Consider the following 23,966-nt stretch of genomic DNA (forward strand, 5'->3'; position numbering starts at 1 on the left):
GCGGGGGTCTTTCCCCAACGGAAGGAAATTCACGATGGAACTCGACGTCCAGGCTCTGGACATGCTCCCCGCCCAGGCGGAGAGCCCCCTTCTGCCGTGCTACAGCACCTGCTCCCCGTGGAGCCTCGTCTATGACGTTGTCACGTACACGAGCCAGTTCTAGTACGCGGCGATCCGCGCACGCGGATCAAAGCGGGTCTCTCCCGTAGAACCGCCGGCCACGAAAGAAGATCGCGGGGAGCACGTTCAGGATCTGGACATGCTCCCCGTCCAGGCGGAGAACTCCCTTGCGGGTCCACCGACCACCGAGGCCACGTGACCGACCGGCCGAGGGGCGTGGTCTCGCCAGGCGGGCGCGCCTGCACCGACCGGGGAGACGGCTCGGCCGGCGCGCTCGGTCACGTCAACGACATCGCCCCAGGGCCGGGGGGTCGGCGAGTTCCCGGGGGTCCGCCGCGACCACGCCGGAGAAGCGCTCGGGAGCGAAGAACTCCTCGGCCGCCGCGACCACGGCGTCCGGGGTCACGGCGGCCAGCCGGCGCGGGAAGTCGAGCAACAGGAGCGGGTCCATCGCCTTGGCCGCCAGGTCGGCGAGCGCGGTGGCGAGCCTGGCGCGGGGGGCCAGGCGGGTCGCCATCGACCCGATGGCGTAGGCGCGCGCGGTCGCGATCTCCTGGCCCGTGGGCGGATGGGTCCGCATCCGGGACAGTTCGGCGGCCAGCACCTCCAGCGCGGGGCCGGTGGTGGCGGCCGCGGTGTCGGCCTCGATCGCCAGGAACCCGGCGCCGGGATGGCTGTCGAAGAACACCGTGACGCCGTACACGTAGCCCTTGTCCTCCCGCAGGCTGCGCGACAGCCGGGAGGACAGAGCGCCGCCCAGGACGCCGCAGGCCAGGAACAGCTCCGGGTAGCGCTCGTGTTCCACGGTCACCCCCGGCGCGCGCAACCGGATGCGCGACTGCGGCGCGCCCGGCCGCGACAGCAGCACCAGGCGGCCACCCTCGACCGCGGGCAGCGGCGGTAGCGGCGCCACGTCCCGCAGGGGGGCCTGCCAGCCGGCCAGGGTACGCTCCGCGGCGTCGGCCAGCCGCCCGGGATCGTCCGGTGCGAGGATCACCAGGACGGCGCCGCGCGGGCCGGACGGCCCGCGCCGCACCTCGGCGATCCTCGCGAGCTCGTCTTCCTCCGGCATCGTGAAGGCCACCGGATGGTCGCCGAACAGCTGCCGCGCCAGCTGCGCCCGGACCGTGAAGTCGGGGTGCGCCCTGGCCACCTTGAGCTGCGCGATCAGGTGCCCGCGCGCCGGCTCGACCTCGGTGGGCACGCCCCGTGCCACCTCCGCCAGCGCCCGCGTCAGCGCGTCCATGTCGTGCAGCGAGCAGCAGGCGGTGGCGGTCATCTGATGGACGTCGGCCACCACGTCCAGTTCCACTCGGTCCTCGGCGGCCTGCCCACGCGACAGGCAGGCCGCCAGCAGGACGGACTCCGCCAGTACGGCCCGGGTCGGGCAGGGGGAGGGGAGGAGCAGGCGCGCTTCGGCCAGGGGGGTCACGCCGTGCCGCACCGCCAGCACGCGCAGCCCGTTCGCCAGCGTGCGATCGACGAGGTCGCTGCTCATCGCCCCTCCCCGGGGACGACCCGCAGCAGCGCGCGGGAGTCCGGGCGCAGTCCGCGTGCCGCCGCCGCCACGTCGGCGGCGCCCACCCCGGCGTACGACTCGGGCAGCCGCGCGGCCAGGCCGGGGTCGCCGAACAACAGCTCGAAGCGCCCGAGTATGCGCACCCGGTCGGCGAGCCGGTCCATCGAACGGTGGTGGGACAGGAGCCACGCGGTACGGCAGCGCCGCAGTTCCTCATCCGCGGGCCCGGTGGCGCCGAGCGCGTCCAGTTCGGCGTCCACGGCGGCCAGCACCCGTTCGGCCGACAGCCCCGCCGGGTGGATCGCGGTGAGCAGCCACATGTCGGGGTCACGGGCGTCGAGGAGATCGAACAGGCCGACGCGGGCCGAGAAGGTGACGTTCTGCCCGGTCTCCCGGTGCAGCCGTTCCCGCAGCCGGGGCCGTACGCCGCCGACCAGCACGCCGGCCAGGGCGGACAGCGCGAAGTGTGCGGCCGGGCCGGCGGCCGGGTCGGGCACCCGGTAGCCGAGGGCGAGGGCGGGCAGCGGCGCCAGCGGGTCGGCGTACTCGGCCGCCGCCTGCCCGGCGGGCTCCGGTTCCCCATACGGGGAGGGCGGGGGGACGGGGCGGGGCGGGATGGCCCCGAAGGCGCGCTCGATGACCGTCAGCACCGCCTCGGGCTCGACATCGCCCGCGACCGTCACCACGGCGTTGCCCGGGCCGTAGTGCCGGTCGAAGAACTCCTCGCAGTCACGAACGGTCACCTGCCGGAGGGCGGCGTAGTCGCCGTACCCGTCGTGAGCGTTGGCGAAGGCACGGAACAACACGGGAGAGAGCCGGGGCCAGGGGAAGCCGCCGTAGGGCCTGCGGATCTTGCCCAGGACCTCTTCACGTATCACCGAGATCTGGGTCCGGACGGCCTGTTCGGTGATCTTCGAGGCGCGCATGCGATCGGCCTCCAGCGCGATCACCTCCGCGACCGCGTCGGCGGGGACCACGGTGTAGAAGTCGGTGTAGTCCTGGCGGGTGGAGGCGTTGCAGAACCCTCCGGCGCGTTCGACCTGCTGGAAGTGGCTCGGCCCGGTGCCGGCGGCTCCCTGGAACATCAGGTGTTCGAACAGGTGGGCCAGGCCCGAGGCGTTTTCGGCCTCCGCGCGGAAGCCGACGTCGTAGTGCACCGCGACGCCCGCCACGGGGACGGAGTGCTCCTCCTCGATGACGATCCGCAGCCCGTTGTGCAGCGTCACGCGCGTGATCTCGGCGGTGTTCACGAACGGACCACCTCGCCGGGGGAGGGCAGCAACTGCCCGGCGCCGGCCGCGTCGATCACGTCGGCGACGAGCTTGAGGTACTCGACGAGGACGTCGTGCCATTTCATGTAGGCGGCGAAGTCGTGCAGGTGGGTCAGGAAGCGCAGCGCGGCCGTCCTGCCCACGGCGGCGAGGTCCAGGGCGGCGGTGTAGCCCTCCAGGACGCGGCCGATGAACATGTCGAAGTCGAAGTCCCGGCGCGTGCCGAATCGGCGGATCGACGCGCCGAGCTCCACCAGCTCGCCGATGATCCACCCCACGTCGGACTCCGGCGGACCGGCGGCCAGGTTCTCGCCGGTCAGCAGGCCGCCGTCCATGTCGGGGGTCAGGGGCAGGAGGATGCCCATGCTGGGGCCGCCGTGCAGCAGGGCGTGCGGTGCCTCCGTCGCCGGGACGCACCACGCCGCCACCGTGGCCATCCGGTCCCGGCCCAGCATCTCGGTCGCGTGGCGGTGCAGATCGGGCGCGGCGCCGGGTCCCAGCCCGTCTTGTAGCCAGGAGAGCAGCCGCAGCAGGCCGTCGGGGGACGGTAGATCGGCCCGCGGCAGGGGGACGGTGTGCAGGCGGGCGAGGGCCGCGCCGGTCTCCACGAAGGTGTCCGCCGTGATCCGCGCGATGTCGGCGTCGCTCTCGCCCGACCTCGGACCTAGGAGCATGGCCGCGATCGAGCGGGCCTGGCCGGTCCGGTACGTCATGCCGGTGGCGTCCGCCCGCTCCGGAAGCGTGAGCCCGACCCGCCCGCGGGCCGCCATCCGGGCGGCGTCCAGGACGGCGGGATCCGGCGTGCGCAGCGCGCCGCCCCGGTGCGGCCCGGGACGCCGGGTCCACCGGTAGTCCCCCTCGGCCGACCGGGCGATCGTGGTCAGCACGTAGCCCGTGCCGTAGGAGTCGGCGGCTCGGCTCACTGGTCCTCCTTCTCGCGCGTGGCGCGCAGTTCCGCCAGTCGTTCGATCAGGGTGGAGAGCGGGGCGGCCCCCAGGGCGTCCCGTCCTCGGGTGTGGGTGCTCAGGACCGGCACGGGGTCGACGACCACGACGTTGGACCGGCCCTCGATCGCCGTACGGTGCTGCTGGTAGGCGTACGAGCGGGTGGCTCCCGGCGGCAGGGCCGGCGCGATCCCGATCAGCGCGGAGGTGCACTGGAGCGCCAGCAGCATGGGGGTGTCGGCGAGACCGTTGGCGAACCGGCCCAGGAAGTGATAGGTCGCCGGGTAGACCATCACGGTGTCGGGCCAGATGGCGTAGTCCGCGTGCGGTGATTCCGGTGCCGGAACGTCCGGCCAGGCGTCGACGGGCACGTCCTTGCCGATGAGGGCCGCGATCGCCTGCCGGCTGACGAACCGCTCCGCGCTTCTGGTGACCACCACCCGGACGTCCAGGCTTCGGTAGGAACGCCGCAGCCAGTTGAGCCAGTACGGCAGGAAGGCGGCGCCGAGCGAGCCGGTGGCGAGGATGAGCAGGCGCTCGGCGTGGAACGGTGGCGGCCCCTGGAGCCGCCCGGGCTCACTCATCGGCGTCCGCCATGGCGTGGAGCAGGCACTCGGCGTCCGCGAGCGCCGCACGGAACCCCTCGGTCCCCGCGACGCCGGCGAGATTGAGGATGATCTCGTCGACGCCCGCCTCGCGGTAGCCGCGTAGCCGTTCGACGACCTCCTCCGGTGTGCCGTACACGTAGACGCCCGCCTCGACCAGGGCCGCGGCGCCGGCGCGCGGGTCGGCCGGGTCGGCGGGCACCCCGGCCCGGCGGAGCATGTCGGTGTAGTGCGGGGCCCGCAGATGGTCCGCGGCCGCGCTGTGCGCGAGTCTGCGGGGATCGCGGCCGGGGCCGGCCAGCGCCACATGCACGACGGTCGCGACGCGGGGCGGCGTGCCGCGGTTCGCGGCTCCGGCGGCCAGGGCGGGAAGCAGCGTGTCCCGGACGTAGTGGGGCGGCGTCATCCAGGTGATGGCCACGTCGGCGACGGCGCCCGCGGCCCGCGCCATGCCCGGCCGGATGACGCCCAGCCCCACCTCGACGGGCGGGTGGTGCATCGGGGGCAGCGCGGTGGCGGCGACGCACGCCTCGCAGGCGTGCTCGACGGTGCCGCCGTCGAGGAAGGCGCGCACCGCCCGGGCGTACCCGGCCGCGGCCGCGGCCGGCCTGTGGTACGGCGCGCCGCGCAGCGCCCGGACCAGGTCCGGGGTCGCGGCGCCGTATCCGGCGACCAGCGGCCGGCCGGTGAGCACCGCCAGGCTGCGCGCCTGCACCGCCGCCTCCATCGGGTGCCGCAGCGGCATCAGCGTCACGCTCAGCCCGCACGGCACCCTGATCCCCCGGCCCGTCAGGTAGGCGATCGTCTGATGCGTCTCGGTCAGCACGGATTGTCCCAGCCAGAGTCGGCCGGCCAGCCCGCTCATCACCAGCTCTCCGAACGGCACGACCGTGTCGGGGTGCGTGTGCTGGAGCGGGAACAGCAGTCCGGGCGCCATGGCCCCTCCTCGTTTCCCAAAGTCCTGGCGGTGCCGCAGGCCGCTGTCGCGTGCCTGCGGCACCGCCGCCGTCACCCGAATCCGTCAGCAGCCGGAGTCGATGGTGTACGCGATGAGGCAGAGGTGCACGGTGAGGTAGCTCGTCCGCGGCCAGGCGCCGGGAGCGTCGCTCCCGGGGACCGCGGCGACCTCGGCGAGCGAGGTGTACGCCTCGGCACCCTCCATCAGCAGCTCAGTGGACATGTATGTCACCTCCTTTCCTGGTTCTCGTAGGGTCCGGTCCCGGGTTCGGGGCCGGAGGTCTCGAAGGGCGACGTCGGCGAGCCGAGGTTGCGGTGCACCGCGTCGGGGTCGACCCCGGCGGCCCGCAGCGCCTCGCGCACCGCGTCGTCCCGGTCGCCGCCATGCTCGGCGTGGGCCAGCAGCCCAGCCGCGATGGCGTGCGAGCGGTGCTCGCCGAAGCTGAGCCTGCGTGTCTCGGGCCGCGGATCCTGCGGCTCCCACGCCCAGCCGATGCCGCGGCCGAGCGCGGCGACATAGGTGGACAGATCCTGGCGCAGCCCGCCGGTCGCGGTGGCCGCCGCGCCGATCTCCGGCACCGCGTGCCAGGCACGGCGTCCCAGGTAGACCACGATGCTGTCGCGGCGCGAATACAGATCGCGGGCGGAGAGCACCTTGGCCCTGTAGGGGAGTCGTAGCTTCTCCAGCCGGTCGAGCACCGCGCCCCACAGGGCGGGGGCGGCGTCGGCCGTCTCGGCGCCCAGGTACAGCCGCAGACACGTGTTCTCCTCCAGGCCGTGCCCCGCCGAGCCGCTCACCAGCAGGAACCCGGGCGAGACCGTCGGCTGGACGGCCGGCAGGCCGACCCGGCGAGCCGACCCCGTGGGGGTGGCGACCTCATCGCCGAGCCGGGACTCGGGGATCCGCACGCGCACCCCGTTCAGACGGACCACGTCGGGTGCTCCGGGCTCCACCATGGCCAGGGCGGGGGAGTCGTGGTGCGGGACCATGGCGCGCAGCCGGTGCTCGAAGTCCGGGTCGCGCAGCGACTTGTGCTGCGGTCCTTCCACGGGCTCGCGGCCGGTGTGGAAGGCGTTGTACAGCGCGTCGGCCAGCGCGCTGCGCAGCGCCTTGGGGCCGTCGGCGGTGACCTCGCGGTCGTCGACGGTGGCCGAGGTGAGATCCGCGTCGATGCGTACCCGGTCCAGCGGTTGCTTCATCGTCCCTCTCCCAGGCCCAGCGTGGTGGTGAGCTCGGCGGGGCGGAGCAGGGCGGTGCGGCCGACGCCGGCCACCGCGCGTTCCAGGGCGCTCAGCCGGCCGCGCTGGTGGGCCGCGACGATGATCCGGTCGATCAGGTGCCAGCCGGCGAAGGCCGCCGCCCGGGCCGCCAGCTCGTGGTCGTCGCGGGCCGCGGGCCGGGCGTCGAGGTAGCCGGTCCAGAACGCCTCGACGTAGGGGCGCAGGGCCTCGAAGCGGCGGGCGCCGTTGGCGATGACCTCGCGTTCGCTCATGCCGTCCTCCGGGCCTGCCATGCCGAGCACGCCGCGGTAGAGCCATTCGCCGGCGAAGGCGCCCACGTCCCGCGCGGCATCGGCGAGCCGGGCCTCTTCCCAGTCGGTCAGGTACAGCGTGCCGTCCTGGTGGAGGAACTGGTCGAGCCGCAGGTCGCCGTGGACCAGGACGTGCGGGCCGCGGCTTTCCCGGTCGCACAGGTCGCTGATCGCCTTGGTGATCACGGGGTCGTTGTGCAGGATCGCCCACACCTCCAGTTCCGCGCCGCTGGCGGCGGTGTAGACCTCCAGCGGCAGGACCGCCAGGCGGTCGCGCGGCGGCAGCGGCGGCTCGGAGGTGTCTGCCGCGATGGGCTGCGGTGCGCGGAGGGTGTGGAGCGTTCCGATCTGGATCCCCGCGGCGTGGGCGAGGTCCCAGGTGAAGGCGTCCTCCCCGGCGAGGTCGGCTCCGCTGTGCGCGTCCTGCAGCAGCGTGAAGGCCAGCAGGCCGGAGGCGTCGTCGCCGCCCAGGAAACGGGGCACGTTGATCACCGGGTGCGCGTCGAGCACCATGCCCATCGCCCTCGTGCGGTTCACCCTCCGGCGGACCTGGTCCGCCTCCCCGAGGGTCCGCTTGACGAAGACGGGGAGGCCTGCGTCGGTCACGCCCGCCCAGGTGTCGTTGCGGCCGAAGAACGCGGAGACCGTGTCCTCCCGCAGCACCCCGAGCTGGAGCGCCGTGAGGAACTCCGCGACCTCGGGGACCTGGTCGAGCGGCACCGGGATCGGTTTCGGCCCCTCACCCACGGCCATCACCGGCCCCGAGGCGGGAAACGCGGCGCGGCCGGGTGCCGGTGGCCTCGCCGGTGTACGAGCACCGGCATTCCGTAAGCATGACTGTGTCTCTTTCGACGCCCGATGGATGACGATCGACGGCGGTGCCGCACGGGGATGACGAAGACGAGCCCGAGGTGGGACCGGCGGCCTCGCCGCGGGCTCGTCGTCGCACGCGTTGCGGTGGCCGCGGCCGTCGGCGGGCCGCCGTCATGAGCGTCCAGCCTGGCCGTTCGGCGTTCGTCAGCGGATGGTCTCGGCGCAGGTGTTGTTCGTCCTGCAGGTGTGGCCGCAGGTGACCTCGCAGGCGGCCAGCTGGCTCTCCGTCTGGGCGGGGAGCAGGTCGAGGGCCTTGATGTCGAGTTCCATGGCGTTTCTCCTTTCTTCGGCGGGGGATTTCCGCCTGCGCCGCGGCGGCCTTCGTGGCCGCCCGTTGGCCGGCGGAGTTCGCGGAGTCGCACGGGCGTGATGGTCGCCCTGCGCGTCCTGCGACGGGGTCAGGTGATGATGGAGCGCGCGGAGGTGACGCCGCTGCAGGTCACCAGGCAGGTGACCTCGCACCCGGCCAGGTGGCCCTCCGTCTGGGCGGGCTTGATGTCGAGTTCCATCAGCGGCCCCGTCGCCTACTGGCTCGTGACTTTGCAGGTCCAGCTGCAGGTGCCCTTCGGCGGGCAGGTGATCTCGCAGATGGCCAGCTGGCTCTCCGTCTGGGCGGGGAGCAGGTCGAGGGCCTTGATGTCGAGTTCCATGGCGTTCGTCCTTTCGTGGGAAGAGATCTCCGCTGATACCGCAGTGATCAGGAGAGGAACCGGGTGGCCGAGGTGACCCCGCAGGTGGACTGCTTGCAGGTCACGTCGCAGGTGATGGTGCAGCCCGCCAGGTGCTGCTCGGTCCGGCCGGGGAGCAGGTCCAGGGCGTTGATGTCGAGTTCCATTCCGTTCTCCTTCCATGCGCGATCGTTCCGCCGGCACGACGGCCGACACGGCGATTTCGTCGTGCGAGAGAAGCGTGGTGACGGGTGCTTAGGAATCGCTTTCGGCTGGAATGACGCTGTGCTTCGGACTCTTGTCTCCGGATCTTGTCAAGGGTGGAGACGAGCCTCATGGGAAGCCCTCCGGCTTGCCTTTTTCCTGGTCACGGCGGTGTCCGGGATGCTTGCGAAAGCTAAAGAGCGTCTCACATCGTGAGACGAGGGGCGATCGACGGACCGCCCGTCACCGCCGCCCGGTCCGCACCGGACCGCGGCCCGGCCGTCGCGTGGCGCTCGCGGCCGTTCTCGGTGATGCCGGCGAACGTGTCCACCGCTCGCCCTGCCTTCGCGGCCGACCGTCGTGAGTCGCCGCCGTTCCGGCCATGATCCGGATGCTTGACTCGTCCTTCGACAAGCTGTCAGGATCTTGTCAGGGCGCAGCCGGACGGCAGAGGGTGAACCTCTCCGGAGACCTGGGCATCTAACGGGGCAGGAGGCTCATCATGAACCGCACCCTCGTTCCCCTCGTGCTCGTCCCCCTCTTCCTGCTGGCCGGTTGCGGCTCGGACACGCAGACCGCGCCCCCGTCCTCGGGGGCCCCGGCGACCACGACCGCGGATCCCGCCGTCACTCCGACCTCCACGCCGGCCGGGCCACGTCCCCCGACGAGTACCAAGGAGATCGAGGTCGAGCGCACCACCGTTGCCTCGCCGGCCGTCACCGGGGCCAGGTTCGGCCGGCACCAGGGGTTCGACCGGGTGGTGATCGACCTGAACGGAGAGGTGCCCGGCTACACGGTGCGATGGGTGCCCGAGCTCGTCCAGGACGGCTCGGGCGATCGGGTCGACGTCGAGGGCGGGGCCTACCTCCAGCTGACGATGAGCCCCGCCATCGCGCACACCGAGGCGGGCAAGCCGACCTGGACGGGCGGGCCGATCTTCCAGGCACAGCTCGGCAACGTGCAGAGCGTGGTCAAGACGGGTGACTTCGAGGGAGTGGTGAGCGTCGGCATCGTCCTCGACCGCAGGGCACCGTTCCGGGTGCTGGAGCAGAAGAACCCGAACCGGCTGGTCATCGACGTCGCGCACTGAGCGGCGCACCCCGTGACCAGTGACAGACTGGTCTGATGGTACGCAAAATCGACAACGCGACGCGGATTCCCGTTCCGGGCGGCAAGACGATCGACGAATACGTCGGCCGGGTCAACAGCGGCGACGATCGGATCTCGATCGCGCGGATGGTCGCCCCGGCGGGCTGGGAGGAGCCCGCCCAGACCCCGGAGTTCGCCGAGTACACCCTGGTGCTCAAAGGCACGGTGATCGTGGAGCACGACGGGGGCATCACCGAGGTCGGCGCGGGGGAGGTGTTCACCTGCGAGCCGGGGGAGCGGATCCGCTACCGTTCGGGGCCGGACGGCGCCGAGTACGTCGCCATCTGCCTGCCCGCCTTCTCTCCGGAGACCGCCAACCGCGACGACTAGTCGCCCTGTAGGGCATCGACCAGGCCCGCGGCACCGGGGCGGGCCTGGTCGTGAACACGTCACCCGAAACACGTGGGGCCGTCACGCACTCGGCCCCCGTGACTAAAGTCGAGGTCTCCCCGCTGGAAGGATGTAGATGAGTCAGCCACCCACTTTTGAGCAGATCCGCCTGGCTCCGAAGGTGTTGCTCCACGATCACCTCGACGGGGGGCTCCGGCCGGAGAGCATCATCGAGCTGGCCCGCGAGTCGGGCTACGACAGGTTGCCGGCGACCGACGCCGACAGCCTGCGCGCCTGGTTCAGGGAGGCCTCCGACTCCGGCTCGCTGGTGCGCTACCTGGAGACCTTCGACCACACGGTCGGCGTCATGCAGACGCGCGAGTCGCTGGTCAGGGTCGCCGCCGAGTGTGCCGAGGACCTGGCCGACGACGGCATCGTCTACGCCGAGGTGCGTTACGCGCCCGAGCAGCACACCTCCAGGGGGCTGAGCCTCGAAGAGGTCATCGAGGCGGTCCAGGAGGGCTTCAGGGCCGGTTCCGAGGGGCGGGGCATCCGGGTGGGCACCCTGCTCACCGCCATGCGCCACCAGGCCAGGTCGATGGAGATCGCCGAGCTGGCGGTCCGCTACCGCGACGCCGGGGTGGCCGGGTTCGACATCGCCGGCGCGGAGGCGGGCTACCCTCCCACCCGTCACCTCGACGCCTTCGAATACCTCCAGCGGGAGAACGCCCACTTCACCATCCACGCCGGTGAGGCCTTCGGCCTGCCGTCGATCTGGCAGGCGATCCAGTGGTGCGGCGCGGACCGGCTCGGTCACGGCGTCCGGATCATCGACGACATCTCCGTCTCCGACAACGGGGAGCCCAAGCTGGGCCGCCTGGCGGCCTACGTCCGGGACAAGCGCATTCCGCTGGAGATGTGCCCGACGTCCAACCTGCAGACCGGTGCGGCGGCCTCCATCGCCGAGCACCCGATCGGCCTGCTGCGCCGCCTGAACTTCCGGGTGACCGTCAACACCGACAACCGGTTGATGAGCGGTACGAGCCTCTCCGAGGAGTTCGCCAAGCTGTCGGAGGCGTTCGGCTACGACTGGGACGACATGCTGTGGTTCACGGTCAACGCCATGAAGTCCGCGTTCCTGCCGTTCGACGAGCGCCTGGCGCTCATCAACGGCGTCATCAAGCCCGGTTTCGCGCGCCTCAAGTGGCAGGCGTGACCGGGCACGTACGAGTGAAGTGAGCTTTCTCCCATGAAGCAGGTGTTCCGCTCCAACTTCGCGATGATCGTCGGTTGGCTCTGGATGGTGTTCGCCGCGGGCAACGCGGTGGATCTGTTCCTCCGCTACAACGGCCGTCCCTCGATGGTCGCCGCGGCGGTGCTGGGGGTGCTGACCGCGCTGGTCTTCGTCACCTGCCTGCGCCCGATGATCGTCATGTCCGAGGAGGGGGTGCTGGTCCGCAACCCGCTGCGGAACGCCTTCGTGCCCTGGAGCGGAGTGGACGAGGTCAAGGTCTCGCACTCGATCACGATCACCTCCGGCGGCCGGAGGGTCCGCTGCTGGGCGCCGCAGACCTCGGCCCGTGAGCGGGCGGCGGCCGCGCGCAAGGGAAGGCCCGCGCTCGCGCGGGGCCGCTTCAGGACCGAGCCGGTCCGCTCGAAGGCCGAGCAGGCCGCCGCCGAGGCGATGGCGGGCAAGACGCACGCCGACTGGGTGGCCGAGCAGATCACCGAACGTGCCAAGGCCGCCAGGCGGGCGGCCTCGGTCGCCGGGACCCCGGAGAGCGACGCGACCGTGCCCGAGGCGGAGGCCGGGGTCACGAGCGGGACCGGCACCGTATCCGAAACAGGTGCGCTCAGGATGAACTGGGCACCGAGTGCCCTGGTCGCCGTGGCCGTCGCCGCTCTGCTGGTGGTCGCGGCCTTCCTGGTCTGATCGCCCCGATCGCGGTGGCGCCGGGCTCGGGGAGGTGGTGTGGCCGGGGACGATCACGGGGAAGCATGATCGTCCCCGGCCGTGGAACAGGCGCGGTCAGAGGCCGAGGGCCTTGGTGAGGTCGGCCTTCAGGGCGTCGAGATCCCGTACCGCCCGCCCGCGGGCCTCGGAGACCTCGCCGGTCACCGGGACCACGACCTCCAGGTAGCACTTGAGCTTGGGTTCGGTACCCGAGGGCCGGACGACGACCCGGGCGCCGCCGGACAGGTGGTAGCGGAGGCCGTCGGTGGGCGGGAGCCCGCCCACGCCCTCGCTGAGGTCCTCGGCGGTCTCCACCTCGCGGCCGCCGAGCCGGGCGGGCGGCGTGGCCCGCAGCCGGGCCATGGCGCCGGTGATCAGCGACAGGTCGGCCACCCGGAACGACAGCTGGGAGGTGGCGTGCAGGCCGTGCCGGCGCGCCAGGTCGTCCAGGAGGTCGAGCAGGCCGCGGCCCTCCAGCTTGGCCTCGGCGGCGATCCCGGCCACGGTCAGCGCCGCACCGATGCCGTCCTTGTCGTGCACGGGCAGCCCGAGGTTGGAGCCGACGCTGTATCCCAGCGCCTCCTCGTACCCGAAGAGCAGGCCCGGACCGGCCTTCATGATCCATTTGAAGCCGGTCAGGGTCTCGGCGTAGCGCACACCGTACCCGGCGGCGATCTTGCCGAGCAGGGACGAGGAGACGATGGTGGTCGCCACCAGGCGGCCTTCGCCGGAGGTCCGCCTGATCACGTGCTCGCCCAGCAGGGCGCCCACCTCGTCGCCGGTCAGCATCCGGTAGCCGCCGCCGGGCAGCGGCACGCCCACCGCGCAGCGGTCGGCGTCGGGGTCGTTGGCCAGCACCAGGTCGGCGCCGACCCGCTCCGCCAGCTCCAGCGCGAGGTCCATCGCGCCGGGCTCCTCCGGGTTGGGGAAGGCGACGGTGGGGAAGTCGGGGTCGGGGGCGGCCTGGGCCTCGACGACGGCCGGCGCGTCGAACCCGGCGGCGGCGAAGGCCCTGGCCAGGGTGTCGCCGCCGACGCCGTGCAGCGGGGTGTACGCCACCCGCAGCTCGCGGGCGGCGCCGATCGGGAGCGCGGTCACCGCCTCCAGGTAGGCGGTCACCACACCGTCGTCCAGCGTGGTCCACGCGGGATCGTCCGGGGAGCCGAGGGGCAGCTCGGAGACCGGCCCGACCGTGTCGATGGCGGCGGATATCTCCGCGTCGATCGGCGGCACGATCTGGGAGCCGTCGCCCCAGTAGACCTTGTAACCGTTGTCGCGGGGTGGGTTGTGGCTCGCGGTGACCGTCACGCCCGCGTCGGCGCCGAGGTGGCGGACCGCGAAGGCCAGCACGGGCGTGGGCAGCGGTGCGGGGAGGACCGAGGCGCGCAGCCCGGCCCCGGTGAGCACGGCCGCGGTGTCACGGGCGAAGACGTCGGACTTGTGCCGGGCGTCGTAGCCGATCACGACGTGCCTGCCGGGACCGAGGACGCGGGCCAGACCGGCGGCGGCGCGCATGACCGTCACCCGGTTCATCCGGTTGGGGCCGGCGCCCAGCTCGCCGCGGAGCCCGGCGGTGCCGAACTCCAGCTTCGCGCCGAACCGCTCGCGCAGCGCGTCGCCGTCGCCGCGTTCCAGCAGCTCGGTCAGCTCCGCGCGGGTGTCGGGGTCGGGGTCCTGGGCCAGCCAGGAACGGGCGAGCCCCACGAGATCGCTGCTCATCGTCACCTCTCGGGCCCGGGGCCCGTCGCCGGTTGAACCCTTGCAAGCAGGGTGATTCTTGAAAGCCGGGTGTTTCCCCGAAGGGAACCGATCCTCGCGTGTGGCCGGTTCCCGCAGCCGGGGTGCTCCCGGACTGTGTGGTCCCGGACCGTGTGGTCTCGGCCGGTGCGGCCCCGGACCGTGCAGTCCCGGTCGTGCGGTCCCGGCCGTGGGGCCTACAGCTTGCCGACGACCCTGGCCAGCAGGCCGCCCATCCGCGTGGCGGTGGCGCGGCCGACCTCCAGCACCTCCTCGTGGTTGAGCGGCTCGCCCACCAGACCGGCGCCCGGGTTCGTGACCAGGGAGATGCCGAGCACCTCGGCGCCGCCCTCGCGGGCCGCGATGGCTTCGAGCACCGTGGACATGCCCACCATGTCGCCGCCCAGGATGCGGCACATCCGGACCTCGGCCGGGGTCTCGTACGTCGGGCCGCGGAAGGCCACGTAGACGCCCTCGGCCAGCGAGGGGTCGGCCTCGCGGGCCAGCTCGCGCAGGCGCGGGGTGTAGACGTCGGTGAGGTCGACGAAGGTGGCGCCGCTGATCGGGCTGGCCCCGGTCAGGTTGATGTGGTCACTGATCAGCACCGCCTCGCCGACCTCCTGGGTCTCGGGGCGCAGACCCCCGGCGGCGTTGGTCAGCACGACCGTGCCCACCCCGGCCCTGATCGCGGTCCGCACCCCGTGCACGACCGGTTCCACCCCGCGGCCCTCGTAGAGGTGGGTGCGGCCGAGGAAGATCAGCACGTTCTTGCCGGACTCGGTCCGCACGGCGCGGATCCGGCCCGCGTGGCCCGCCACGGCGGGCGGCGCGAAGCCGGGCAGGTCGGTGACCGGGATCTCGGCGACCGTCTCGCCGATCGCGTCGGCGGCCGGGACCCAGCCCGAACCCATCACCAGCGCGACGTCGAAGGAGTCCACGCCGACGGCGCTTCTCAGCGCGTCCGCGGCGTCCGTGGCGAGTGCATAGGGATCGTTGCTCACTCACCGAGCGTACCGGTCAGCGGTGCTGTTCCGTCCGCTCCGTACCGCTTCCTGCATGCCTGTCCATGGCCGTCCGCCGGACGGCCATGGACAGGCACCGGCTCAGTTCAGGAGCTGGAAGGTGGCGTCCTGTTTCCGCGGGACGAACAGGTCGCGCAACCCCTCGGTGCCGTTCTGGTTCAGCAGCCCCGGGGACAAGGTCCGAGGTCTCCACTCCGGTCTGCCGGGTCGGCGCCTTGCCCCCGGAGACCTCCGTACCGCCGGAGGGGGGATTAGGGTCAAATGGTGGCTGAATCGATCATCGTGGTCCGTGACGTACGCGTGGAGTTGAGTGGTAATCCGGTCCTGCGGGGTGTCGACCTCACGGTCGCCCGAGGTGACATCGTCGCCGTGGTCGGGGTGAACGGCGTGGGCAAGTCGACGTTGCTGCGCTGCCTGGCGGGCCTCCAGCCGTCGAGGTCCGGCGAGGTCAGCGTCCTTGATCGGCCGCCGGCGGATGATCCGGACTTCTGGCGCGATGTCATCCTCGTCGGCGACGAACCGGCGTGGTACCCGGGGCTGACCGTGCGGGAACATCTGGAACTGATGCACGCCGTACACCGCTCGTCCCGTCTGGAGGTCGAGACGGTCCTGGAGGTGTTCGGCCTGGCGGGGCGAGGGGACATGGCACCGCTGACGCTCTCCACCGGCCAGCGACAGCGGCTGTCGCTGGCGATGGCCCTGCTCCGGCCGAGCCGGCTGCTCCTGCTGGACGAGCCGGAGCGCGGACTCGACGCTACGTTCAGGAAGCGGCTGGCGACCATGCTGACCGAATACGCGGCGGCCGGTGGCGCCGTGGTGATGGCGACCCACGACCTCGACTTCGCCCACGTCACCCGCGCACGCCAGATCACGCTGGAGGCCGCCGCGTGAACGAGGTCCAGGCCGTGCGGGCCCTCATCCGGCCGGGTGGCCGGGCACCGATGAGCTGGTCGGACCGGTACATCGCCCTGTTCGGGCTCGCGATGGCGGTGGCGGTGCTGGCCCAGCCCGTCACCTCCGCAGTCGCGACCATGGCCGGGCAGGCGGATCCGTCGAGGCTCGGGGCCGGGGTGGCGTTGATCGCCCTGGCCTACGCGGGCCTCCTCGCGCTCGCCCGCACGCTCGGCCCCGTCGCGCTGCCGGCCGCCGACGCCGCCTGGCTGCTGCTCTCCCCGCTCCCGCGCCGCGCCGTGCTGGGACGGAGCGCGGCGATCCTGCTGACGATCTCCTTGCTGGCCGGCGCGGGACTGGGCCTGGCCCTGCTCGCCGTACTCGGTGCGCCGGATCAGTTGACGCCGCGGCTGGTCACCGCGGTGCTACTGGGAGTCTCGGCGGCGGTCGGCGGGATGGCGGCGGCCGTGCTGGCGCAGGCGTCCCCGCAGTGGGACTCGTGGCTGCAGGGGGCGCTCGTCGTCCTCGTGATCGTGGCCGCGCTCGCGGCGGTGCTGGGCAGCGGTCCGGGGCGGCACCTGCTGGTCGCCGTCGCCGGCGCGCCGGTCTCGCTGGGCGCGGCCTCGGCGGCGCTCTGCGGCACCGTGACCGCCCTTCTGGTACGGCGGGCGTGGGTGGCACTCGGGCGTGTCCACGCGCGTACCGTCCTGGCCGCGTCCACCCGCGCCGGCGGGGTGGCCGCCGCGACGGTGGCCCTGGAACTCGGAGCCCTGACCTGGATCGCCGAGGACGGTCACTGGCGCGGGCGCACCCTGCGTTCCAGCCCGTGGCCGGCGCCGCTGTCGGGGGCCCTGTCGTGGCCGATGCCCCGGCTCCTGCGGCCCCTGTCCGCCCCGCTGGCCCTGGCCTGGCAGGACTGGCGCAGGCTGGGGCGCCGCCCAGGCCGGCTGGCCGCCCTGCTCGCGGCGGCCGCGCTGCCCGTGCTGGCCGCCCAGGCCGCAGGCGGTCTCTCCCCGGTCGCGATGATCCTGGTGGCCGGCGGAGCGCTGACCGCCGCGGCGGCATGCACCACGGGTGCGCGCCGCGACAGGGAGGACCCGAGTCTGGCGCGGCTCTTCGGCGTGGGCGCCCGTGCGGCGCTCACCGCACGGGCACTGCTGCCGATGCTGCTGAGCGCCGTCTGGCTCACCCTCGCCCTGGCCGGACTGACCGCGATGGGTGCCCTGCCCGCCGGTCCGTGGTGGCTGTTCGGCCCGCTGTCCGCGCCCGCCCTGGCCGCCGGAGCCCTGCGGATGGCCCGGCGGGGTTTCGTCGATCACTCGATGCCGGTCATCGACACTCCGATGGGCTCCGTACCCATGGGCCCGCTCGTCTGGGCGATGACCGGCGTGGACATCGCCGTGCTCGGCTGCGCCCCCGCGCTACTGGCCCTGATCACCGGGCCGTCCGCCCTCGGCGCCCTGGTGGCCGCGCAGGCGCTGTCCGGGGCGGCCGTGCTGACCGCGCTCCTGCTCCGCGCGAGGCGAGCCGTCGCCGGCACGGCCCGCCTCGGGTGAGACAGCGGAGGCGTCGCGGACAGCCGTCCTGCGACGCCTCCGGGCATGCGACATCGTCACAGGCCCGATGCCGGGCGGAAACGCCAGGCCTAGCCTCCCAGGGAGGTGCAGGGGCGGCCGCGCATCTCCTTGACGTAGTCGTCGGGGGCGCCGGCGCGCTCGGCCGCCTCGGCCAGGATGCCGAGGTAGCGGGCCGAGGGCAGCCCGCCCTCGTATCCGTCGAGCACGTAGAACCAGGCCAGGACCTCGCCCTCCATGGTCTGCACCCGGAGTTTGACCTTGTGATAGAGGCCGCGCGCCGCGCCCTCCCACTGGTCGAGGGAGCTCTCGTCCCACTCGGGCACGTCATAGAGGACCACGAAGACCTGATCGGCGGCGTCCTCGACGATGGAGGCGAGGGCGCCCTCCCAGCCGAGATCGTTCCCGCCGAAGGTCAGACGCCAGCCCTGGAGCCAGCCCGTCCCCCTGATCGGGGAGTGCGGGGCCCGCTGGGCCATCTGCTTCGGGTCCATGTTGCTGCCGTAGGCGGCGTAGACAGGCACGTTGGCCAACACTAATCGAAGATCCGCGAGACGCTCACCCAGCCTCGAAGCCACGCCGATGTCTCGTGGAATTACGACGGTTTTGGGGGACTTTCGTGCTTTGAGAGGGATGCCGAGCGATGGCCGGTCGCGCGATGCGGGAGAATGGGGTACGTGACGAGGATAGTGATCATTGGTGGCGGACCCGGTGGATACGAGGCCGCGCTGGTCGCCGCCCAGTTAGGGGCCCAGGTCACCGTCGTCGAACAGGACGGCCCCGGCGGAGCCTGCGTGCTCACCGACTGCGTGCCCTCCAAGACGCTGATCGCCACCTCCGTACGCAAGCAGGCGCTTCTCGACGCCAGCATGCTCGGCGTGCACTTCACCGGCGGCCCCGACGGCGACGTCGGCGGCGTCATCGCCGACATGCCGCTGGTCAACAGGCGCGTCAAGGAGCTCGCCAAGGCGCAGTCCGCCGACATCGCCGCGCGACTGGCCGCCGAGGGCGTCGAGGTGATCAAGGCGCCGGGACGGCTGGTCGACCCGCAGGTGGTCAGGGCCGGAGACCGGACGATCCGCGCCGACGTCGTCATCGTGGCGACCGGCGCCACCCCGCGCATCCTGACCGGCGCCGAGCCCGACGGCGAGCGCATCCTCACCTGGCGGCAGCTGTACGACCTGGAGGAGCTGCCCGAGCACCTCATCGTGGTCGGCTCCGGCGTCACCGGCGCCGAGTTCGCGGGCGCCTACCGCTCGCTGGGCTCGGAGGTCACGCTCGTCTCCTCCCGCGACCGGATGATGCCCAACGAGGACGCCGACGCCGCCGAGGTCCTCGAAGAGGTCTACCGCCGCCGCGGCATGAACGTCATGGGCCGCTCCCGCGCGGAGTCCGTCAAGCGCACCGCGGACGGCGTGGTCGTCACGCTGGAGGACGGCAGGACCGCCGAGGGCAGCCACTGCCTCATGACCGTCGGCATGGTCCCCAACACCGCCGGGATCGGTCTTGAGGAGGCCGGGGTGACCCTCGACCGGGGCGGTTTCATCCAGGTCGACAAGGTCTCCCGCACCTCCGCCCCCGGCGTCTACGCGGCCGGAGACTGCACCGGGGTCCTGATGCTCGCCTCCGTCGCCGCCATGCAGGGCCGGATCGCCGTCTGGCACGCCCTCGGCGAGGCCGTGCAGCCGCTCCGCCTGGCCACCGTGGCCTCCGCCATCTTCACCGACCCCGAGATCGCCGCGGTGGGCGTCGCCGAGCGGGCGGTCGAGGCCGGCGAGATCGAGGCCAACATCGTCAAGCTGCCGCTGGCCACCAACGCCCGCGCCAAGATGCAGGGTTTCAACGACGGCTTCGTGAAGCTGTTCTGCCGCCCGCACACCGGCATCGTCCTCGGCGGCGTGGTGGTCGCCCCCCGTGCCTCGGAGCTGATCCTGGCGGTCTCGGTGGCCGTGCAGCAGCGCCTGACCGTCGACCAGGTCGCCCACACCTTCGCGGTCTACCCCTCCCTGTCCGGCTCCGTCACCGAGGCCGCCCGCCGCCTCATGCAGCCCATGACCCCCAGCGGCATCTGACCGGCCGCCACCCGGCTCATCTGGCCTCACCCGTCCCCGGAGCCGGCCGTCACGGGCGGGACGGCGTACGGGTACCCCCGATCTCATGCCGTGACCGGAAACCCTTGCCGGGATCATGGGCCGTGTCATGGTCGGCGATTCCCACGTGGGAGGCGCGGATGGCATGCTGGGAAACCTGCGATCACGAGGAGATCAGCGATGACCCACCCTCTCGGCACGTCGCCCGCGCCTCTGCGCACCCCGCTCAGCGCGGAGGAGAGGGCCCAGAGCGAGGCGAACTTCGCCCCCCTCGTCGCCCAGCAGCTCGTCGCCAACGGACGGTTCAGGGTGAGCGCCGACACGCCGGAGATGGTGGAGCTGTTCCAGGCGGTCGCCCGCCGGGTGGGCGAGATGCTCGGGCGGCCCGTGGTCAGCTATGCCAACGGCAGGTACATGGTGATCACCTTCGGCCAGGAGGAGGCCCTGACCTCACCGGCCGAGGCGCCCGCTCAGCACAGGGGTGACCGCCAGGTGTCGTCCATCTAGTGACTCCCGAGCCGGTGCTCGGCTCCGGCCGCGTTCCCCGACGCCCCCGGCCACCCCTCGTTCGAGGCGGAGGGGGCCTCACCTCGCGGACGAGGGGAGAGGCCTCCTGTCGCCTCTGCGTGCCGGGCCGACAGCGGATCCACGCGCCTTGAGCCGCCGCCGTCCTTCCGGTGATCACCACCTCGTCACGTTCGGCGGCCCGATGCACGCTCATCTGCGGCGACCGGCCCATCCGGTGCGGCGGCAACGAGACTCCGCGCAGGCCGTAGCGGATACGAAACAGCCGGGCGATCAGCTCGGTGACCCGCGCCGGTGTCCGGCGCTGATCTTCGATCCGGCCGTGCGCGACCGGTTCGGCATCGCGGCGATGTCGCTCCACCGGCACGTTCCCAGCCGCGATGCCGCGCCGGCTGAGTTCAGAGCCGGGCGAACCAGTCGAGCGGGAACGGCGGCCGGGCCAGGGGCGCCACCGCGATCCGCATGAGGGCGAGCGGGTTGTCGTCACCCGCGATGCGGTTGGTGTCGAGTGTTCCGCAGCCCGTGCAGTGGTGGACGAGGGCCCACTCGCCGTGGTGGCGGACGTGGACGGCTATCGGGGCCATCGACGACCCGCAGTCCGCCGCCCTGTCGCCTGGAGTGTTGTCCAGGTGCCTGCTCCACAGGCAGGTCGGGCAGTGGTTGCGGTGCGCCGTGCCAGGTGCGTCGGCGGGGACGTCGAGGCCGCAGTGGACGCAGCGGAAGGAACGGATGCGAGCGCGGTCGCGGGATGGGTTGCGGGACAAGGGGACTTCCTCAGGGATGATGATGGGCACAGGTCACCGGTGCCTTCGTCACGCCATGTCGTGGGCGTGCGACGGCGGCTTCGGTGCCCGCAGGCATCAAAATCCCCCCTTTCGAAAACTCGTCGCGACGATGCGAGTGAAGCGGAGGACGGGAGAGATATCAACAGGTTTTCCTCTTGCTGCGAATCGCCCCGAAGCCGCGTTCTGCCCCGAAGCCGTGTTCGCCGGGAGTGACTCCGCGCCCGAGGTGACCGCCACGCGCACGAGGCGATGATCTGCTGCCCGAACCCGCACGCTCCCGGTTGTCGCCGTCCTGCCGGACGGCGTCAGCGGACGCGGGAGCGGAGGCGGTTCAGGGCCGCTCTGCCGTCCTGGACGGCGCGGGCCACGAAATGCAGTTCCTCCTCGCGGCGGGCGATCGACAGGGCCTGCTTGGCGGCCTCGTAGGCGTCGAGGGCGTGCCGCCAGTCGTGGTCGGCGGTCATGCCGCCACGCCCGCTGATCTGGAACTCGTAGTCGAGCTGGTCGATCTCCTCGCCCAGCCGGGTGATGTCGTCCTCGGCGCCGCGCCGCACCACGGCGAACCGCGCGGCGCGCCGGGTCCGTTGCTGGGCGCTGACGCCCCAGGCCACCACGGTCAGCGCCAGGCCCACCGCGCTGAGCACGACCATGACGAGCCCCACGGACGGACCGGCGCTTTGCGCGGGTTCCGCCTGCGGAGTGTCCGCCTTCTCCGCGTCCTCGGTCTGGGAGGTGGGCAGCGAGGTCGGCAGCGGGATGGTCAGGCCCGTGGGGGTGCCCTTGGCGCCGGCGAGGTCGACGTCGTCGGCCTGGATGAAGGACGCCCCCTGGACCAGCGCGCCGGTGAAGTCGGCGCCCTTGAGCTCGGCCTGGGTGAACTCGGCCTCGCTCACGTCGGCGTACTTGAACGTCGCGTTGCGCAGGTTCGACTGGCTCAGCTTGGCCTCGCGGAGCTTGGCCCTGGTGAAGTCGGCCTTGCGGGCCTTGAGCTGGCCGGGGGTGCTCTCGTCGAGGTCGGCGTCGATCAGCTTGGCGCTGGTGAAGTTGACCTGGGTCAGCTCGGCCCTGGTCAGCTTCGCCCCGGTCAGGTTCGCGTGCGGGAACTCCGCCTGCCCGGCCTCGGCGTCGACCAGGATCGCCTTGCGCAGGTCGGCGTAGTCGGCGTGCATCTGACCCAGGTCGGCCTCGGTGAGGTTGGCGCCCCGCAGGTCGGCGTACTTCAGCGTGGCCTGGGTGAGGTTGGCCTGCCTGAGCGAGGCGCCGCGCAGGATCGCTCCGGTGAGGTCCTTCTGGATGAGCTCCACGTTGTTCAGCTTGGCCCCGGTCAGGTCGGCGCAGCGCAGGTCGGCGGGGAGCCGGGCGCCCCTGGTGAAGTCCCTGCCACGCAGGTTGGCGCCCTGGCCGGGCTTGCACGGCCCGGCCGCGGCCTGGGCGGGGGAGACGATCGTCCCCGACAGCGCGAAGATCGCGACAACGAGAGCCAGGGGGATGGAACGACGCACGGGGGAGCCTCCTTCAAAGCGGCCCCGATCGTGTCAGCAGATCATTGCATCACGCTAAACGACCACTTGCACCTTTTACTACCAGGTGCTCACGGGCAGTCCCTCCACCGGGATCCTCTTTCGCCGCGTGACGGCCGGTGTCCGCGTTCAGGCCGGGCCGAGCAGGTCCCATCGGTTGCCGGCGATGTCCAGGAAGACGGCGATCCGCCCGTAGGGCTCGGTGCGCGGTACGGTCACGAACTCGACGCCGGCCGCCGTCATCCGCGCGTGGGCGGCGTCGAAGTCGTCCACCCGCAGGAAGAACCCCACCCGCCCGGCGAACTGCTCCCCGACGACGGCGGCCTGGCGCTCGCCGTCCGCACGGGCGAGCAGGATGCCGGTCTCACCGCCCGGCGGCCGGACCACGACCCACCGCTTCGGGCGGCCGTCGTTGGTCAACGACGGCGAGTCCTCGACCAGCTCGAAGCCCAGGGCGTTGACGAAGAACTCGATGGCCCGGTCGTAGTCCTCCACGACGATCGCCACCAGATCGATCCGCATCTTCATGATCGTAAATCTTATGGTCCTCTCACGGCTGCCGATCTCCCACCGTGCCAAGAGTCGAGGTAGACGCGGCGGATCGCGGCCGACACCCTGGCACCACTTCGAATGTTGTGAACATTTGGATTTTGTGAGTATCCTAATTTGGATTGTCCAGGGAAGGGGCAGTGATGGTTCGGCTGACTTGGGGTGTGGTGTGCTCGAACTTTCCGAGCAGGCCTGCGCCGGGTGGCGGGGACGAGCGTCGGCTCCTGCCATGCGGTATGGATCTGAGGCCCGGGATCTGACAATGGCGACTCGGCACCTGTACGTGATGCGGCACGGCGCGGCGGACCCGTTCGGCGAGTTGACCGATGTCGGGCAGCGGCAGTCGGAACTGGTCGGGGAGCGCCTGGCCGCCCTGCCGGTCGATGCCGTGTGGCATTCGCCCCTTCCCCGGGCAGTGCGCTCCGCCCAGATCGTAGGGAAGTACCTGCCGGGCGTTGCCGTGCGGGAAGCGGCCGAGCTGATTGACCACGTGCCGCACGTGCCGGACGAGATGCCCCCCGCGTGGGCGGGGTTCTTCGATGGGTACGACGCCGCGGAAGCCGCCGCGGGCGCAGGCCTCGCGGATGCACTGATCGACAGGTTCGCGCGCCCCGCCGAAACCGAGACCCATGAGGTCCTGGTCACCCACGCCTATCCGGTGGCCTGGCTGGTGCGGCACGCCCTCGACGCGCCGCCGGCGCGGTGGCTGGGGCTGAACTGCGGAAACACGGCGCTGACGGCGATCGAGTATCGCGACGGTGTAGCGCCGACAGTGCTGTTGTACAACGACATGGGTCACCTTCCGCCTGACCTGCGTTGGACGGGGTTCGGGCCCGGCACGCGGCCATGAGCGGCGGTGTGGCGGAAAGCCGCACGATCAACCAGGACCGTCCCCCGTCCGGCGACGAGTGATCCTGTGGCGCTGCCGAGCGCTTACCGGTACGGGGCGGGCGAGGAGCGTCCACTTTCCCGCCCCCGGGACTCGGAGCGAGGGCGTCGTCCGCCCTGCACCACGCCCAGCCCTCGCGCCCGCTGGGCGGGCGATGCCCTCACCCGGCAAGGGTTCGGGGGCGCCCCCTCGGCGCGCAGGCCACTGTTCTTCCCGTGCAGTGCCGCCTGCAGCTGGGTGACGCGCTGTTCGGCACGG

The 23,966-nt window shown here is 72.2% G+C and carries 28 protein-coding genes; 10 read left to right on the forward strand and 18 right to left on the reverse strand.

Going from position 1 to position 23,966, the window contains the following annotated elements; all coding sequences use genetic code 11:
* Window positions 1-34 precede the first annotated feature (34 nt).
* Window positions 35-163, forward strand: a complete 129-nt coding sequence (locus tag ABT061_RS02070) for an ALQxL family class IV lanthipeptide (protein WP_350911661.1) — start codon at window positions 35-37, stop codon at window positions 161-163.
* A gap of 240 nt (window positions 164-403) precedes the next feature.
* On the opposite strand, the gene ABT061_RS02075 is transcribed toward ABT061_RS02070, so the two are convergent.
* The 11 genes from ABT061_RS02075 to ABT061_RS02125 form a co-directional block, all read right to left on the reverse strand.
* The gene (locus ABT061_RS02075; RefSeq protein ID WP_350911663.1) at window positions 404-1,618 is read right to left on the reverse strand and encodes a M16 family metallopeptidase; all 1,215 of its coding nucleotides are present in this window, start codon (window positions 1,616-1,618) and stop codon (window positions 404-406) included.
* Entirely contained in the window at window positions 1,615-2,889 is a 1,275-nt protein-coding gene (locus ABT061_RS02080) for a M16 family metallopeptidase (protein WP_350911665.1), read from the reverse strand. Before ABT061_RS02080 ends, ABT061_RS02075 begins: the two co-directional genes overlap by 4 nt.
* A complete protein-coding gene (locus tag ABT061_RS02085; protein WP_350911667.1) occupies window positions 2,886-3,833 on the reverse strand; it encodes a hypothetical protein in 948 nt (315 codons plus the stop codon). Before ABT061_RS02085 ends, ABT061_RS02080 begins: the two co-directional genes overlap by 4 nt.
* The gene (locus ABT061_RS02090) at window positions 3,830-4,438 is read right to left on the reverse strand and encodes a flavoprotein (RefSeq protein WP_350911669.1); all 609 of its coding nucleotides are present in this window, start codon (window positions 4,436-4,438) and stop codon (window positions 3,830-3,832) included. Before ABT061_RS02090 ends, ABT061_RS02085 begins: the two co-directional genes overlap by 4 nt.
* Window positions 4,431-5,396 carry an LLM class flavin-dependent oxidoreductase gene (locus ABT061_RS02095; RefSeq protein ID WP_350911671.1) on the reverse strand — a complete coding sequence of 322 codons (966 nt, stop codon included), beginning with the start codon at window positions 5,394-5,396 and terminating at the stop codon, window positions 4,431-4,433. Before ABT061_RS02095 ends, ABT061_RS02090 begins: the two co-directional genes overlap by 8 nt.
* Before the next feature lie 84 nt (window positions 5,397-5,480).
* Window positions 5,481-5,639, reverse strand: a complete 159-nt coding sequence (locus ABT061_RS02100) for a hypothetical protein (RefSeq protein ID WP_350911673.1) — start codon at window positions 5,637-5,639, stop codon at window positions 5,481-5,483.
* A 5-nt stretch (window positions 5,640-5,644) separates the two neighbouring features.
* Window positions 5,645-6,616 (reverse strand): T3SS effector HopA1 family protein, encoded by a 972-nt coding sequence (locus tag ABT061_RS02105; RefSeq protein WP_350911675.1) that lies wholly within the window; start codon window positions 6,614-6,616, stop codon window positions 5,645-5,647.
* Window positions 6,613-7,701: a class V lanthionine synthetase subunit LxmK gene (gene lxmK, locus ABT061_RS02110; RefSeq protein ID WP_350911677.1), complete on the reverse strand. Its 1,089-nt coding sequence runs from the start codon at window positions 7,699-7,701 to the stop codon at window positions 6,613-6,615. Before lxmK ends, ABT061_RS02105 begins: the two co-directional genes overlap by 4 nt.
* A gap of 264 nt (window positions 7,702-7,965) precedes the next feature.
* Complete coding sequence (locus tag ABT061_RS02115) at window positions 7,966-8,091, reverse strand: ALQxL family class IV lanthipeptide (RefSeq protein ID WP_350911679.1); 126 nt, start codon at window positions 8,089-8,091, stop codon at window positions 7,966-7,968.
* 254 nt (window positions 8,092-8,345) lie between these two features.
* Complete coding sequence (locus ABT061_RS02120) at window positions 8,346-8,471, reverse strand: ALQxL family class IV lanthipeptide (RefSeq protein WP_350911681.1); 126 nt, start codon at window positions 8,469-8,471, stop codon at window positions 8,346-8,348.
* Window positions 8,472-8,518: 47 nt separating this feature from the next.
* Complete coding sequence (locus ABT061_RS02125; protein WP_350911684.1) at window positions 8,519-8,656, reverse strand: ALQxL family class IV lanthipeptide; 138 nt, start codon at window positions 8,654-8,656, stop codon at window positions 8,519-8,521.
* Between the two features lie 539 nt (window positions 8,657-9,195).
* Between ABT061_RS02125 and ABT061_RS02130 the strand changes: the two genes are divergently transcribed.
* From ABT061_RS02130 to ABT061_RS02145, 4 genes are all read left to right on the forward strand, one after another.
* Window positions 9,196-9,783 carry an AMIN-like domain-containing (lipo)protein gene (locus tag ABT061_RS02130; protein WP_350911686.1) on the forward strand — a complete coding sequence of 196 codons (588 nt, stop codon included), beginning with the start codon at window positions 9,196-9,198 and terminating at the stop codon, window positions 9,781-9,783.
* A gap of 35 nt (window positions 9,784-9,818) precedes the next feature.
* Window positions 9,819-10,172 (forward strand): cupin domain-containing protein, encoded by a 354-nt coding sequence (locus ABT061_RS02135; RefSeq protein ID WP_350911688.1) that lies wholly within the window; start codon window positions 9,819-9,821, stop codon window positions 10,170-10,172.
* 136 nt (window positions 10,173-10,308) lie between these two features.
* Window positions 10,309-11,388, forward strand: coding sequence for an adenosine deaminase (locus ABT061_RS02140; RefSeq protein WP_350911690.1), 1,080 nt, complete (start codon window positions 10,309-10,311; stop codon window positions 11,386-11,388).
* Window positions 11,389-11,421: 33 nt separating this feature from the next.
* Entirely contained in the window at window positions 11,422-12,105 is a 684-nt protein-coding gene (locus ABT061_RS02145) for a hypothetical protein (protein ID WP_350911691.1), read from the forward strand.
* A gap of 96 nt (window positions 12,106-12,201) precedes the next feature.
* Here the strand turns inward: ABT061_RS02145 and ABT061_RS02150 are convergent, their stop codons facing one another.
* Both ABT061_RS02150 and ABT061_RS02155 read right to left on the reverse strand, forming a co-directional pair.
* Complete coding sequence (locus ABT061_RS02150; RefSeq protein ID WP_350911693.1) at window positions 12,202-13,845, reverse strand: phospho-sugar mutase; 1,644 nt, start codon at window positions 13,843-13,845, stop codon at window positions 12,202-12,204.
* Window positions 13,846-14,060: 215 nt separating this feature from the next.
* Window positions 14,061-14,864 (reverse strand): purine-nucleoside phosphorylase, encoded by an 804-nt coding sequence (locus ABT061_RS02155; RefSeq protein ID WP_350911695.1) that lies wholly within the window; start codon window positions 14,862-14,864, stop codon window positions 14,061-14,063.
* Window positions 14,865-15,146: 282 nt separating this feature from the next.
* Between ABT061_RS02155 and ccmA the strand changes: the two genes are divergently transcribed.
* Both ccmA and ABT061_RS02165 read left to right on the forward strand, forming a co-directional pair.
* Window positions 15,147-15,776, forward strand: a complete 630-nt coding sequence (gene ccmA / locus ABT061_RS02160; RefSeq protein ID WP_350911697.1) for a heme ABC exporter ATP-binding protein CcmA — start codon at window positions 15,147-15,149, stop codon at window positions 15,774-15,776.
* Window positions 15,773-17,332: a DUF6297 family protein gene (locus ABT061_RS02165; RefSeq protein ID WP_350911699.1), complete on the forward strand. Its 1,560-nt coding sequence runs from the start codon at window positions 15,773-15,775 to the stop codon at window positions 17,330-17,332. Before ccmA ends, ABT061_RS02165 begins: the two co-directional genes overlap by 4 nt.
* Before the next feature lie 89 nt (window positions 17,333-17,421).
* Here ABT061_RS02165 and ABT061_RS02170 read toward each other — a convergent pair whose 3' ends face one another.
* On the reverse strand, window positions 17,422-17,874 hold the full coding sequence (locus tag ABT061_RS02170) for a gamma-glutamylcyclotransferase family protein (protein WP_350911700.1): 453 nt from the start codon (window positions 17,872-17,874) through the stop codon (window positions 17,422-17,424).
* 153 nt (window positions 17,875-18,027) lie between these two features.
* Between ABT061_RS02170 and ABT061_RS02175 the strand changes: the two genes are divergently transcribed.
* A complete protein-coding gene (locus ABT061_RS02175; RefSeq protein ID WP_350911701.1) occupies window positions 18,028-19,422 on the forward strand; it encodes an NAD(P)H-quinone dehydrogenase in 1,395 nt (464 codons plus the stop codon).
* Window positions 19,423-19,620: 198 nt separating this feature from the next.
* Complete coding sequence (locus tag ABT061_RS02180) at window positions 19,621-19,947, forward strand: hypothetical protein (RefSeq protein ID WP_350911702.1); 327 nt, start codon at window positions 19,621-19,623, stop codon at window positions 19,945-19,947.
* On the opposite strand, the gene ABT061_RS02185 is transcribed toward ABT061_RS02180, so the two are convergent.
* From ABT061_RS02185 to ABT061_RS02200, 4 genes are all read right to left on the reverse strand, one after another.
* A complete protein-coding gene (locus ABT061_RS02185) occupies window positions 19,862-20,452 on the reverse strand; it encodes a helix-turn-helix domain-containing protein (RefSeq protein ID WP_350911703.1) in 591 nt (196 codons plus the stop codon). The two genes, ABT061_RS02180 and ABT061_RS02185, sit on opposite strands and share 86 nt — an antisense overlap.
* Window positions 20,364-20,729, reverse strand: a complete 366-nt coding sequence (locus ABT061_RS02190) for an RNHCP domain-containing protein (RefSeq protein WP_350911705.1) — start codon at window positions 20,727-20,729, stop codon at window positions 20,364-20,366. The genes ABT061_RS02185 and ABT061_RS02190 overlap by 89 nt, the downstream gene beginning before the upstream one ends.
* 326 nt (window positions 20,730-21,055) lie before the next feature.
* On the reverse strand, window positions 21,056-22,252 hold the full coding sequence (locus ABT061_RS02195; protein ID WP_350911707.1) for a pentapeptide repeat-containing protein: 1,197 nt from the start codon (window positions 22,250-22,252) through the stop codon (window positions 21,056-21,058).
* 147 nt (window positions 22,253-22,399) lie between these two features.
* Window positions 22,400-22,792 carry a VOC family protein gene (locus ABT061_RS02200; RefSeq protein ID WP_502991320.1) on the reverse strand — a complete coding sequence of 131 codons (393 nt, stop codon included), beginning with the start codon at window positions 22,790-22,792 and terminating at the stop codon, window positions 22,400-22,402.
* A gap of 289 nt (window positions 22,793-23,081) precedes the next feature.
* Between ABT061_RS02200 and ABT061_RS02205 the strand changes: the two genes are divergently transcribed.
* Window positions 23,082-23,669 carry a histidine phosphatase family protein gene (locus tag ABT061_RS02205; protein ID WP_350911711.1) on the forward strand — a complete coding sequence of 196 codons (588 nt, stop codon included), beginning with the start codon at window positions 23,082-23,084 and terminating at the stop codon, window positions 23,667-23,669.
* Window positions 23,670-23,966: the final 297 nt, after the last annotated feature.

This window comes from Streptosporangium sp. NPDC002544, from assembly GCF_040295965.1.
Taxonomy (GTDB): domain Bacteria; phylum Actinomycetota; class Actinomycetes; order Streptosporangiales; family Streptosporangiaceae; genus Streptosporangium.

What these genes read in the sequence shown, in the direction of transcription:
- ccmA (WP_350911697.1), top strand. Translation starts at nt 15,147, where the DNA reads ATGGTGGCTGAATCGATCATCGTGGTCCGTGACGTACGCGTGGAGTTG.
- ABT061_RS02180 (WP_350911702.1), top strand. Translation starts at nt 19,621, where the DNA reads ATGACCCACCCTCTCGGCACGTCGCCCGCGCCTCTGCGCACCCCGCTC.
- ABT061_RS02090 (WP_350911669.1), bottom strand. Translation starts at nt 4,438, where the DNA reads ATGAGTGAGCCCGGGCGGCTCCAGGGGCCGCCACCGTTCCACGCCGAG.
- ABT061_RS02105 (WP_350911675.1), bottom strand. Translation starts at nt 6,616, where the DNA reads ATGAAGCAACCGCTGGACCGGGTACGCATCGACGCGGATCTCACCTCG.
- ABT061_RS02095 (WP_350911671.1), bottom strand. Translation starts at nt 5,396, where the DNA reads ATGGCGCCCGGACTGCTGTTCCCGCTCCAGCACACGCACCCCGACACG.
- ABT061_RS02145 (WP_350911691.1), top strand. Translation starts at nt 11,422, where the DNA reads ATGAAGCAGGTGTTCCGCTCCAACTTCGCGATGATCGTCGGTTGGCTC.
- lxmK (WP_350911677.1), bottom strand. Translation starts at nt 7,701, where the DNA reads ATGGCCGTGGGTGAGGGGCCGAAACCGATCCCGGTGCCGCTCGACCAG.
- ABT061_RS02150 (WP_350911693.1), bottom strand. Translation starts at nt 13,845, where the DNA reads ATGAGCAGCGATCTCGTGGGGCTCGCCCGTTCCTGGCTGGCCCAGGAC.
- ABT061_RS02200 (WP_502991320.1), bottom strand. Translation starts at nt 22,792, where the DNA reads ATGCGGATCGATCTGGTGGCGATCGTCGTGGAGGACTACGACCGGGCC.
- ABT061_RS02125 (WP_350911684.1), bottom strand. Translation starts at nt 8,656, where the DNA reads ATGGAACTCGACATCAACGCCCTGGACCTGCTCCCCGGCCGGACCGAG.
- ABT061_RS02100 (WP_350911673.1), bottom strand. Translation starts at nt 5,639, where the DNA reads ATGTCCACTGAGCTGCTGATGGAGGGTGCCGAGGCGTACACCTCGCTC.
- ABT061_RS02205 (WP_350911711.1), top strand. Translation starts at nt 23,082, where the DNA reads ATGGCGACTCGGCACCTGTACGTGATGCGGCACGGCGCGGCGGACCCG.
- ABT061_RS02070 (WP_350911661.1), top strand. Translation starts at nt 35, where the DNA reads ATGGAACTCGACGTCCAGGCTCTGGACATGCTCCCCGCCCAGGCGGAG.
- ABT061_RS02140 (WP_350911690.1), top strand. Translation starts at nt 10,309, where the DNA reads ATGAGTCAGCCACCCACTTTTGAGCAGATCCGCCTGGCTCCGAAGGTG.
- ABT061_RS02130 (WP_350911686.1), top strand. Translation starts at nt 9,196, where the DNA reads ATGAACCGCACCCTCGTTCCCCTCGTGCTCGTCCCCCTCTTCCTGCTG.
- ABT061_RS02135 (WP_350911688.1), top strand. Translation starts at nt 9,819, where the DNA reads ATGGTACGCAAAATCGACAACGCGACGCGGATTCCCGTTCCGGGCGGC.
- ABT061_RS02120 (WP_350911681.1), bottom strand. Translation starts at nt 8,471, where the DNA reads ATGGAACTCGACATCAAGGCCCTCGACCTGCTCCCCGCCCAGACGGAG.
- ABT061_RS02115 (WP_350911679.1), bottom strand. Translation starts at nt 8,091, where the DNA reads ATGGAACTCGACATCAAGGCCCTCGACCTGCTCCCCGCCCAGACGGAG.
- ABT061_RS02075 (WP_350911663.1), bottom strand. Translation starts at nt 1,618, where the DNA reads ATGAGCAGCGACCTCGTCGATCGCACGCTGGCGAACGGGCTGCGCGTG.